The 11,458-nt window shown below is 57.1% G+C and carries 8 protein-coding genes and 1 pseudogene; 2 read left to right on the plus strand and 7 right to left on the minus strand.

Translation table 11 applies throughout. The features are described 5' to 3' along the window. Positions 1–100: 100 nt before the first annotated feature. Positions 101–529 (minus strand): nucleoside deaminase, encoded by a 429-nt coding sequence (locus VRZ32_RS00055; RefSeq protein ID WP_414523412.1) that lies wholly within the window; start codon positions 527–529, stop codon positions 101–103. 1,048 nt (positions 530–1,577) lie between these two features. On the opposite strand from VRZ32_RS00055, the pseudogene VRZ32_RS00060 reads away from it, so the two are divergent. After that, a pseudogene (locus tag VRZ32_RS00060) lies at positions 1,578–3,308 on the plus strand (pseudouridine synthase); the annotation flags it as partial. Positions 3,309–3,320: 12 nt separating this feature from the next. Beyond that, a complete protein-coding gene (rsmD, locus tag VRZ32_RS00065; protein ID WP_414523413.1) occupies positions 3,321–3,875 on the plus strand; it encodes a 16S rRNA (guanine(966)-N(2))-methyltransferase RsmD in 555 nt (184 codons plus the stop codon). Positions 3,876–3,931: 56 nt separating this feature from the next. On the opposite strand, the gene mutL is transcribed toward rsmD, so the two are convergent. The 6 genes from mutL to lspA all read right to left on the minus strand — a co-directional run bounded on the left by mutL (position 3,932) and on the right by lspA (position 11,444). Then, on the minus strand, positions 3,932–5,776 hold the full coding sequence (gene mutL / locus VRZ32_RS00070; protein ID WP_414523414.1) for a DNA mismatch repair endonuclease MutL: 1,845 nt from the start codon (positions 5,774–5,776) through the stop codon (positions 3,932–3,934). A 3-nt stretch (positions 5,777–5,779) separates the two neighbouring features. After that, positions 5,780–7,099: a glucose-6-phosphate isomerase gene (locus VRZ32_RS00075; RefSeq protein WP_414523415.1), complete on the minus strand. Its 1,320-nt coding sequence runs from the start codon at positions 7,097–7,099 to the stop codon at positions 5,780–5,782. A gap of 133 nt (positions 7,100–7,232) precedes the next feature. Next, positions 7,233–8,528, minus strand: coding sequence for a M16 family metallopeptidase (locus VRZ32_RS00080; RefSeq protein WP_414523416.1), 1,296 nt, complete (start codon positions 8,526–8,528; stop codon positions 7,233–7,235). A 31-nt stretch (positions 8,529–8,559) separates the two neighbouring features. Beyond that, positions 8,560–9,906 (minus strand): M16 family metallopeptidase, encoded by a 1,347-nt coding sequence (locus VRZ32_RS00085; RefSeq protein ID WP_414523417.1) that lies wholly within the window; start codon positions 9,904–9,906, stop codon positions 8,560–8,562. A 291-nt stretch (positions 9,907–10,197) separates the two neighbouring features. Then, the gene (locus VRZ32_RS00090) at positions 10,198–10,863 is read right to left on the minus strand and encodes a hypothetical protein (protein WP_414523418.1); all 666 of its coding nucleotides are present in this window, start codon (positions 10,861–10,863) and stop codon (positions 10,198–10,200) included. A 74-nt stretch (positions 10,864–10,937) separates the two neighbouring features. After that, a complete protein-coding gene (gene lspA / locus VRZ32_RS00095) occupies positions 10,938–11,444 on the minus strand; it encodes a signal peptidase II (RefSeq protein ID WP_414524985.1) in 507 nt (168 codons plus the stop codon). Between the last annotated feature and the right edge of the window lie 14 nt (positions 11,445–11,458).

The following is an 11,458-nucleotide window of genomic DNA, read 5'->3' on the forward strand; positions in this document are numbered from 1 at the left end:
GCTGTCTCCCTGCAGCATCAAACCTAAAAATGGGCACCGTTTTTGAGCCCAACTTTGATGCACAAATAAAGAGAATAGAGCAAAAATATTTCGCTCTATTTTATCGCCTCTCGCGGAAAAATGTCCGCAGCAACTCACCTGCTTCTTGCGCCCGCAATCCGCCGTAGACCTCCGGTGCATGGTGACAGGTAGCAGCATTGAAAAAGTGCACGCCGTTATCCACCGCGCCGCCTTTTGGATCTTCAGCGCCATAATACAACCGCCGGATGCGCGCGAATGAAAGCGCGCCTGCGCACATCGGACATGGCTCCAGCGTTACATAGAGATCACAGCCAGGCAGGCGATCAGTTTTCAATAGCTGACATGCTGCGCGAATTGCCAGCACCTCGGCATGGGCACTGGGGTCACAATCGCGGCGGGTGCGGTTGCCTGCTTTGGCGATGATAAGCCCCTCATGCACAACGACGGCTCCCACAGGCACTTCGCCAGCAATTGCGGCAAGACGTGCCTCATCGAAGGCAACAGACATCGGATCGGCAGATAAAATGGGTGATTGCGGTGGCATTGTGATGAAACGTTTGTCCGAAATGAAATAAATTCGCGCGTGGAGGCGGATATTATGCTTTGATGCTCTCGCGTCAATGCGATGTCTCTGATATGAGCACCCGATGACCGATAAATCGAAAGACGAGCGACGCCCAGCTCGGCGGACCGGTGGCGATGCTGCGCGGCCGTCAAAAGGCACTAAAAATTTCAAAGCTCCGCGCAGCTTCGCTGGCGGAAAGGGTGCGCCTTCGCGTTCTGGTGAGCGCAATGAGGCCGGTGGCGATCGTCCGCGTACGGGCCACGGCAAGCCCCGCTTTAGCGACAAGGGTGGCTTCGGCGAGCGCAAATCTTTCGCGCCGCGCGGCGACCGTCCTGAAGGTGGTGATCGCCCAGCTCGTCGCTTTGAGGGTTCGGATCGCCCGCGTTCTGACCGCCCATTCTCTGATAAGCCTCGCTTCGGTGACAAGGGCGGTTTTGGCGATCGCAAGCCTTATGCACCCCGTGGCGAGCGTCCTGAAGGTGGTGATCGCCCAGCTCGTCGTTTTGAAGGTTCGGATCGTCCGCGTTCTGACCGCCCATTCTCTGACAAGCCCCGCTTTGGCGACAAGGGCGGTTTTGGCGAACGCAAGCCTTACGCACCCCGTGGCGAGCGTCCTGAAGGTGGTGATCGTCCAGCCCGTCGCTTTGAGGGTTCGGATCGTCCGCGTTCCGACCGCCCATTCTCTGATAAGCCCCGCTTTGGCGACAAGGGCGGCTTTGGCGAACGCAAGCCTTACGCATCCCGTGGCGAGCGTCCTGAGGGTGGCGATCGTCCAGCTCGTCGTTTTGAAGGTTCGGATCGTCCGCGTTCTGACCGTTCATTTTCTGACAAGCCCCGCTTTGGCGACAAGGGCGGTTTTGGCGAACGCAAGCCTTACGCATCCCGTGGCGAGCGTCCTGAGGGTGGCGATCGTCCACCCCGTCGTTTCGTAGGTTCGGATCGTCCACAGCGCTTCGAAAATCGTGCTGAGCAACAGGCTGCACCTGTTTCCGCCACGCCTGAGCCTGAGCGCATTGCCAAGGTGATGGCCCGTGCGGGGGTTGCCTCGCGTCGTGATGCTGAAGTGATGATCAGCGAAGGCCGCGTAGCGGTTAATGGCAAGGCTATCAACACGCCTGCAACGCTGGTTACTGACAGCGATCGCATCGTGATCGACGGTGCGCCGATGCCTGCGCGTGAACGTACACGTCTGTGGCTCTACCATAAGCCACGTGGTCTTGTGACGACAGCGCGTGATCCGGAGGGTCGCCCGACAGTATTTGACAATCTACCGGAAGATCTGCCACGTGTGGTTGCTATTGGCCGGCTTGATATCAACACCGAGGGCTTGCTGCTACTGACCAACGACGGCGGCGTAGCGCGCGTGTTGGCGCATCCTGAAACCGCATGGCTGCGGCGCTATCGCGTGCGCGCTTATGGTGAGGTGAACCAGGCGCAGCTCGATAACCTGCGCAATGGCGTTACCATTGATGGCATGCATTACGGGCCAATTGAGGCTTCAATCCAGCGCACACAGGGCGACAATGTCTGGCTGATGCTGGGGCTGCGCGAGGGCAAGAACCGTGAAGTCAAGCGCATCCTGGAGCATCTGGGCCTGCGTGTGAACCGGCTTATCCGCGTTTCATTCGGGCCGTTCCAACTGGGCGATCTGGAAGAGGGCACATGCGATGAAGTGCGCACGCGTATCCTGAAGGATCAGCTTGGTGAAGCATTGGCGCTTGAGGCTGGTGTGGATTTCGAGGCGGGCATTGCACAGCTCGAACCACGCCCCACTGCTCCGGCTGTTGCAGGACGTGGCCACACCGGTGGTCGTGAAAACCGCTTCCGCAGCAAGGAAGACTTCTTGGCACGCGGTCAGCGCGCACCAGCGGCACCCGTTGAAGAGTACAAGCGCGAAGCCTATGAGCAGCGCTCGAAAGAGCGTGCGGTCTGGCGTGATGTTGACACCGAAGAGGGGCGCCCGAAAGGCAAGCGCATACCTCGCCGTGGCGCCGATGCTCGTGCCGCCCGCTCTCAGAGCGCAGAGCGCACGCATGAGCGCGTCGGTGCGGTAAAGGATCCCGGTGGGCGGATGGTGAAGGTTGAGCGTATCGTTTCTGCGCCCAAACTTGCTGAACGCGCACCGCGCGGCGCACGTCGCGTTGCGGTTGAAGGTTCTAGTCGCGAAGCCTATCAAAATCGTGGCGAGAGCTTCCAGAAGCGCGATTCTGACCGCTTTGGTGGCGAACGTCCCGCGCGTCGTTTTGATGATCGCGGTGGTGAAAAGCAGGAGCGTCGTTCGTTCTCGGATCGCGCTGAGCAGCGCGGTGAGGGCTTCCGCCGCGATGATCGCCCTGCGGGAGGTAACCGCTTCGGAGACCGCGATCGCGGTAACGATCGGGGTGGTGACCGTGATGGTTTCAAGCCAAGGGGCGAGCGTTCCTTTGGCGATAAACGTCATGGTGACAGGTCAGCGGGCAAGTCGTTCGGGGCGAAGTCTTTCGGAGACAAACCTGCGGGTGATCGTCCTTATGGCAAAAAGTCTTTTGGCGATAAGCCTTCGGGCGGTAAATCTTTTGGAAACAAGTCGTTCGGTGACAGGTCCTTTGGTGACAAGCCTGCGGGTGGCCGGTCTTTCGGCGGTAAGCCCTCTGGTGGTAAAGCGTTTGGTGGCAAGCCATCGGGCGGTCGGTCATTTGGCGACAGGCCATCGGGTGGTTCGCGTCCACCGCGCAAGTTCTAAAGGGGGCTTGAGGTGCGTATTGTTGCGGGCCGGTTCAAGGGCCGTGCTTTAGCCTCTCCGAAGTCGGACGAAATCCGCCCGACTTCGGATCGCCTGCGTGAGGCGATTTTTAACGTGCTCATGCATGGCTATGATGATCCAGTTACAGGTGCGCGGGTGCTCGATCTTTTCGCGGGCACGGGCGCTTTGGCGCTGGAGGCGGTTTCGCGTGGTGCTGCTTTTGCTGTGCTTGTCGATGACGGGGCGCAAGCGCGTGGCATCATACGCACCAACACCGATACATTAGGTGCGGGCGGTTTCACGCGCATCTTTCGGCGTGATGCGACCAGGCTGGGGGCAGCAAAGCCTCTGGAACCGTTCTCGCTGGTGTTTTGTGATCCGCCCTATGGCAAGGGCCTTGCCGAGCAGGCGCTTGTTTCCGCGCGCGATGGCGGCTGGCTAACGCCGGATGCCCTCATTCTGGTGGAAGAAGCCGCAAGCGCTAATTTCACTTTTCCTGAAGGTTTCGAGGAAATTGAGCAGCGTGACTATGGCGAGACCAGGTTGAGCATAGGCCGTAGAGTCTAGGGTTTATGGATTTTCACGCTGATGCAGGTGCGATGGCGTGGAGATCAAAACCCGCTTTATGTTCGGCCGAACAGGCGCTCAATATCGGATAATTTCAGCTCAACATAAGTTGGGCGACCATGGTTGCATTGGCCTGAAAATGGCGTTGCTTCCATTTCGCGCAAGAGAGCGTTCATCTCTTCCGGACGCAGGCGTCTGCCCGAGCGAACCGAGCCATGGCAGGCCATTGTTGCGAGCACGTGGTCAAGCCGCCCTTCGAGTGCGCGGGCATCACCCCATTCGGTCAAAGTGTCGGCGATATCGCGCACCAGCGCCTTTATATTCCCGCCATTAAGTACGGCCGGCACTTCCTGTACTGCCACGGCACCAGCGCCAAATCCCTCGACAACAAGGCCAAGCGAAGCGAGCGTTTCGCTATGAGAAAGCAAGCGATCTGCTTCAGAGGCGTCGAGTTCAACGATTTCGGGAATCAGCATCAATTGTCGTGCAATGCCGTTTGCCGCGCGTTCGCGCTTTAAGCGCTCATAGACAAGCCGTTCATGCGCTGCGTGCTGGTCCACGATAATGATGCCATCTGTCGTTTGACTGACAATATAATTCTCATGGATCTGCGCCCGCGCAGCGCCGAGCGGCTGTGCTACATCTTCTGCAATGACAGCAGTTTCAGTCGCGCGAGCATCGGCAGCGGGTGGCGGAAAGTGACGGAAAGCCGATTGCGCAGCTTCCGCAAAACCCGCGGGCGCTTGCCATTGCTCAAAGCTTGCGGGTGTGGGGCGTGTTCTTGCAGACTCCGGCGTGGAAAATGCTGATATGCCTGAGTGAATACGCATATCCGAAGACCCATGCGCCACGCGCGGTTGCAGTGCCTCCAGTGCCCGCGCGCCTCCAGTTGATGATGCCAGATGCCCTGCAGCCACCAGCGCCTGCTTCAGCGCGCCAATGATGAGGCCACGCACGAGACCGGGATCGCGGAAACGCACCTCTGATTTTGCCGGGTGCACGTTGACATCCACCAGATGCGGATCGCAATCAATGCGCAGCATAAGTGCCGGATGACGATCACCGGGGAGGAAATCCATATAAGCAGCGCGCACTGCTCCTGAAACGAGTTTATCGCGCACGGGTCGTCCGTTAACGGTGGCGTGTACATGCGCTGCTGTACCGCGATGGTAAGTGGGCAGGCCCGCAAAGCCTGTCACGATCACACCCTCACGCTCGGCGTCGATGGGGAGGGCGTTTGGTGCGAAATCGCTCCCTAAAATTCGTGCAAGGCGTCGCAGCAACGCTTCACGATCATCCCCCTCGGCTGGCAGATCGATGGTTGTGAGATGATCGCCGGCAACGGTGAAGCGCACTTGCGGATGAGCCATTGCCAGCCGCTTGATGGTATCTGCGACGGCTTGCGCTTCTGCGCGGTCGGTCTTCATGAATTTCAGCCGCGCCGGGGTGGCGGAGAACAGATCCGTCACCTCTATGCGTGTGCCTTGTTTTGCGGGCGCAGGTCGCACAGCTTCCTTGCGTCCACCATCAACGACAATCGACCAACCGTTGGCATCTTCTGCGTTCCGCGTCAGGATCGACAGCCGTGCTACTGAACCGATTGATGGCAGGGCCTCACCACGAAAGCCGAGAGAGCGAATATCAAACAGATCGCCGTTTGGCAGCTTGGAGGTGGCGTGGCGTTCAACGGCCAGTTCCAGATCCTGTGCCGACATGCCGCAGCCATCATCGGTGACGCGGATGAGACGCTTGCCGCCAGCCTCAATCACCACTTCGATAGCGCGGGCGCCAGCGTCAAGCGCGTTTTCCACCAGCTCCTTGATAGCTGCAGCAGGGCGTTCGATGACCTCGCCCGCTGCGATGCGATCGATCAATATTGGTTCAAGGCGCCGTACTGCCATTGATTAGCCCCGACCTTCCGCCAGATATTGTTTGGCAAGAAGTTTGGCTTCTTCCACAGCAGGTTGGTCAAATGGGTCAATGCCAAGTGCATAGCCAGACAGGATTGTCTCAAGCATAAAGTGCATCAGCAGCGCGCCGAGGTTCTTCTCGTCAAGTTTTTTCAGGCGAATCTGGCGAACAGGACGGCCATTACGGGCAAATGTATCCACCATCGCAAGACCTTGGGCTGCAACAAGGTCGCCCACCGTTTTGCCAGCAAAACCGGGTTGACCCGCGCGCGCAGCAAGTTCTGGATCAATCTTGGGGCCGATGCCTTTGGCATCAAGCGTGATGACTGTGAACAGTTTGTCGTGAGGGCCATCAAGATAAAGCTGTTGCTGGCTGTGCTGGTCCACGGGGCCAAGTGCTGCAACTGGCTGCGAACCTTTACCGTTTTTGCCGAGACTTTCAGCCCAAAGCTGGATCCACCATTTGGTGAAACGCTCTAACCGATCCGTGTAGGCCATGAGCACGGTGATGCTCTTGCCTTCCAAGTAAGCAGCGACGTTGAAAGCGGCCCCTGCAGCAGCAGGAATGGTGCGAATGTCATCATTCTTTAAAGCTGCGATTACTTCATGCGCACCTGCGCGCACCGCCTGGATATCAAGTCCAACAAGGGCCGCAGGAAGCAAGCCGACATTGCTCAGCACCGAGTAACGACCGCCGATGCCGGTGTGATGATCAAGAAAGCGGACACCTTCTATTTCCAACAGATCGCGCAATGCGTTGGTTGAATCTTCCTTGCGCGGCTCTGACAGGCCCAGCACGAGCTCCGACACTTTATTGCGTAAGCCTGCACGATCATAGGCTTTCAACAGGCTCATGGTTTGGACCAGGGTTTCGCCTGTGCTGCCAGATTTGGAAACGGCAAAAACGCGTGTCGTCTCAAGCGGCAAGTGTTCCAGCGTGAGCCCAAACGTAATCGGGTCGAGATTATCAAAGAAATGCAGACGTGGCTGATTTGCCCGGCCCAGGCCCGGTACTTGATAGAACGCCAGCTGCGCCAATGCCTGCGCACCAAGGCTTGAGCCGCCCGTACCGAGTACTACAATGTCGGTGACGGTACCTGAGTCCAGAAATTCTTTTGCTGCTTTATTAATAGCGGCGAGGTCATCGTGGCCGTTGGCTACCTCAACAAGCGGGAGGCGACCTTCTTTAACGTCAGACTTCACACGCTCCAAGGCCGTTTTAACGGCGGAAAATGCGGCATCAATTGCGGTATCTGGCAGACCATTGCCACCGATTTTGGAGGCGAGAGCAAGTTCCGTAGATTGCGCAAACACCGTCTATCTCCCTTAATTTTCAGAGCGTTGTACGTATCGCTCCTATTTGAATATCACCTCTGACGCAAGCTGACTGAGGTGGTAACCGGGCTTCCTGTCATGAGAGCTGGCCCCTGACAGGAAGCCTGAGATATTAAAGACCTTCCGGTCGTCCCGCCGCTATAACCAGCAGCTGGTTCGTGCCGAAAAGGCGTTCGCCGACACGCTTGATGTCCGCTAGCGTGACAGCTTCGATCAGGCTGTTCCGACGATCGATATAATCTATGCCCAGATCATCGATAGCGATTTGCAGCAATTGCCGGGCGATTTTGCCAGAGCTGTCGAATTGCAACGGATAAGAACCAATCAGGTATTGTTTGGCCTTGGTCAATTCATCTGCATCCGGCCCATCATGGGTAAGACGTGCAATCTCTTCGCGGATAACGGAGAGCGATTCAGCCGCGCGTTCGTTTTTCGTCGCCGTGCCTCCAACCATGAGGCCAGTAGCGCGTAACGTGACCAGTGAAGTGGAGACACCATACGCCAGACCGCGTTTTTCGCGCACTTCCTGGAAGAGACGTGATGTAAAGGCACCGCCACCCAGAATGTGGTTGAATACAATCGCTGCCATAAAATCCGGATCACTGCGCAGCAAGCCGGGAACAGCAAAACGTAACGACGTTTGTGGCACGTCAACATCAATAATTTCCAGCCCGCCCGTGGCAAGCGCCGTTACCATCGGTGTTGGGGGGAGGATGGAGGATGCAGGCAGATCTCCAAAGACAGCATCCAGATGGCGTGACAACGTTGCCGCGTCAATTGCACCCACAACGCTGACAATAAGATTGCCACGGGTTAATGCCTTCGGTTTGATGCCGGCGAGCATATCGCGGGTAAGGGTGGGCACAGATTCCATTGTGCCCTTGATTGGGCGGGCATAGGGATGATCCCCAAATGCCTTCAGGAATAGTGAGCGGGAAGCCAGCGCATCGGGGTCGTTTGCTTCATGGCGCAGACCTGCCAATACCTGTTGGCGCACACGCTCAACCGCGCTTTCATCAAAACGCGGTTCGTTGATCGCCAACCGCAGCAGTTCAAACGCGCGATCCGCATTGCGCGAAAGCGTCTTCAGCGAGCCGCGCCATGCATCGCGATCGGCAGAGAAGCCAAGTTCAATTGCGTGCTCTGCAAGTTGTTCCTGAAAAGCCTCTGACCCATAAGGGCCCGCGCCTTCATCAAGCAGGCTTGCAAAAATGCGGGATGCACCAGCCTGGGTTGCGTCATCGTGCGATGCGCCGCCTTTGAATGCGAAATCGATAGCGATGAGAGGAACGGCATATTCCTCAACCAGCCAAGCTTCGATGCCGCCTGGCGAAATAACCCGTTGGACAGCGCGTGGAGCGGCTGATGTGGAAGTAACACTTTGGGAGCCTGGCTCGACAAGTGACATACGATGACCTCGAACGGTACAATACAAAAAATCAGGCGGGAAGCAGATAGCCTGCTGTGTAGGGACGTGTCAGGAATTGGCGTGCGGCCTCCTGAATCGCCTTGGCGTCAATAGCCTCAATCCGCTGTGTCCATTGCTGCACATCTTCAATTGTTTCGCCGATAGCGAGGGCCGAACCATAGATGTGTGCCATGTGCACCTGACTATCCTGCGCGTAAATCATCTCGGCGATGAAACGCGTACGCGCGCGCTCAAGTTCCCCTGGCGTTACGCCTTCTTCGATCAAGCGTGTGATAACCTTGCCGACAGCCTCATCCAGCGCTTCAATCGTAACGCCTTGGCCAGGCACGGCATAAACATCAAATCGCGATGCATCAAGCATTGTGCCGTGATAGCCCGCGCCAGCACCAACCGCCACGCCCTGATCGAGCACGAGGTGGCGATAGAGCAGGGATGTTTGTCCGCCACCAAGAATTTCAGCAAGTAGTTCAAGCGCATAAGCTTCGTTGTCAGTCTGCGTCCGTGCAGATGGCACCACCCATGCGCGCAGCAAGTAAGGCTGCTCAACGCGTGCATCAGCCACCGTTACGCGCTTGGTTGCGACTGCGGGTGGCTCCTGTGGGCGTTCGCGTACAGGGCGTTCACCGCGCGCGGGGATCTGGCCATAGGTACTATCCGCAAGTGCAATCACATCCGCTGCTTCAACATCACCTGCCACCACGAGAATAGCGTTTTCTGGCGTATAGAAGCGCTTGTAATAGGCTAGTGCATCATGGCGATCGAGGGTTTCAATCTCATGCTGCCAGCCGATAATCGGTGTGCCATAAGGATTATGAGTGTAAAGCGCGGCTGCAACTGCTTCCGAGAGCTGCGCCGCTGGATCGGTATCCGTGCGCATGCGCCGTTCTTCCAGCACAACCAGGCGCTCAGGATCCACGACCGAATCCTCAAGTACAAGGCCTGTCATGCGATCAGCCTCATAGCCCATCATTGTACCAAGGTGTTCCTTGGCGATGCGCTGATAGTAGGCCGTGTAGTCGTATGAGGTAAAAGCGTTTTCCTGTCCGCCGAGGCTGGCAACGACGTTTGAAAACTCGCCGATAGGATGTTTCTTGGTGCCCTTGAACATCAGATGTTCAAGAAAATGGGCAATGCCAGACTTGCGGGCCGGATCATCACCGGATCCGTTGCGGTACCATACCATATGCGTCACCACAGGCACGCGCCGGTCCGGGATCACAACGATCTCAAGGCCATTAGCAAGCGTATGGGTGATAACTTCCGTGCCACCTTTGGAGGCGCCGCCAGTCGTCGCAGCATGCTTTCCGCTGGCAGTGGAAGACGGAAGGGGGGTGCTGAAGCCGGGAGGATTGGTCATGCACAACTCACTGTTTGAATCGGTAAAAATCAGGCACGCATCAAACTCAATTGAAGCAAGGCAGGAATAGGGACAGGGTATTACGTAACGGAGAAAGGCACGTAATATCAGAATGTTAACCAGATGTCATGTCAAGCATGGCTGGCTTTCAGGCGCAGTAAGCACTCATCAGCAGGCATTGGCCTTAATCAGCTGCGCCGCAACCGCTTGGTAATTATGATCTGCAAGTAGCGTCCTAATCGCAGATCAAATCAAGCAAAAATTACTTTTGCTGCTTATTATCGCTCGCCTTTAGTTGTTCCGGTTGAGGAACTGATAAGGGCTGGCAGCATCTTCGCGCACCACTGGTGCTTCTTTCGCATCAGGCAATGGCGCATTTCCTGCAGGCACACGATAGCCGGTTGGTGGTTGCGTCAAAGCTGAGCGAGCGGGTTCTTGTCCGTGCACGAGCGGAGGTTCGCGCCGTGGGGCATCGCCACGCAATTGGCGGGGATTTACAGGCCGGGCGCTGCAGGCATCACCGTGACATGCATCGCTGTTTGCCTCGTGCGCACCACCACCACCTGCACGGCGGCCGCTACGAATTTCATCCGGGGATAGCACACGTGCTGCTTCCTTGTCGCGATTGTTTGGAACAGGTGCATTGGCCGCATCAATTGCTTTCTGACGTGCAGCGACGTCCGGGTCTGTTGGCCAGTTCGGGTGGCTTTCAGCCTTCGCAGCGCCTGTACGTGGCGCAGGAAGCGCACCATTTGGCGGCAGCACCAGCGGCGCCCGTTCGCGGTAATCAATACGCGGCGCTTCACCTTCAATGATGCCAAGCTTGCCAAGGACATCTTTCATGAAGACACCTGAGGTGTCGCTGTCCTGTGCGCGTGTGCCGGCTGCACTTATAAGCAAGGTGGTTGCAACTACGCTGACCAGAACACCGGCTTTCTTCAGATCCACGCGTGTCATATCCTATCCCATCCCATCCAGTTGTGCCGTCAGAGCCACCATCGCGTTTGTTGACGGCGAATTCGGGGCAAAGATTATACTTCACCCGCATCTTTGTCAGGTGCATTCCGGTTCCGCCGTTCTACGACAAGCGAGTCATATATAAGACCAACGACGCCGACAACAATGGCAGCGTCTGCGATATTAAAGACATACCAGCTGAAACCCGCGACGTGAAAATGCAGAAAATCCAGCACCGCGCCATAAACGCTGCGATCAATTGCATTGCCAATGGCGCCGCCAAGGATCAAGCCAAGCGATATGCCGACAAGTATCGTCTTCGCCCGCCAGGCCCAGACAGCCAGTACGATAGCGGCAACTATCGACACCCCGACAAGTAGCCATCGGCCCCACTCGCTATCCTGCTGAAGCAGGCCGTAAGAAACTCCCCGGTTCCACACCAGCACGATATTGAAGAAGGGCGTGACCTCTACCATTCCGCGCGCAGCAATGTCGAAGATGTAATAGACCCAGAGCTTTGATGCCTGATCAAGCAAAAGTGTAAATAGCGCCGCAAGAATGCCGGCACGTTGTGCCGACATGTTGTTAGCTGGTT

It is taken from the genome of Pseudochelatococcus sp. G4_1912, from assembly GCF_047501465.1.
Lineage (GTDB): Bacteria > Pseudomonadota > Alphaproteobacteria > Rhizobiales > Beijerinckiaceae > Pseudochelatococcus.

What these genes read in the sequence shown, in the direction of transcription:
- VRZ32_RS00055 (WP_414523412.1), bottom strand. Translation starts at nt 529, where the DNA reads ATGTCTGTTGCCTTCGATGAGGCACGTCTTGCCGCAATTGCTGGCGAA.
- mutL (WP_414523414.1), bottom strand. Translation starts at nt 5,776, where the DNA reads ATGGCAGTACGGCGCCTTGAACCAATATTGATCGATCGCATCGCAGCG.
- VRZ32_RS00080 (WP_414523416.1), bottom strand. Translation starts at nt 8,528, where the DNA reads ATGTCACTTGTCGAGCCAGGCTCCCAAAGTGTTACTTCCACATCAGCC.
- VRZ32_RS00085 (WP_414523417.1), bottom strand. Translation starts at nt 9,906, where the DNA reads ATGACCAATCCTCCCGGCTTCAGCACCCCCCTTCCGTCTTCCACTGCC.
- VRZ32_RS00090 (WP_414523418.1), bottom strand. Translation starts at nt 10,863, where the DNA reads ATGACACGCGTGGATCTGAAGAAAGCCGGTGTTCTGGTCAGCGTAGTT.
- lspA (WP_414524985.1), bottom strand. Translation starts at nt 11,444, where the DNA reads ATGTCGGCACAACGTGCCGGCATTCTTGCGGCGCTATTTACACTTTTG.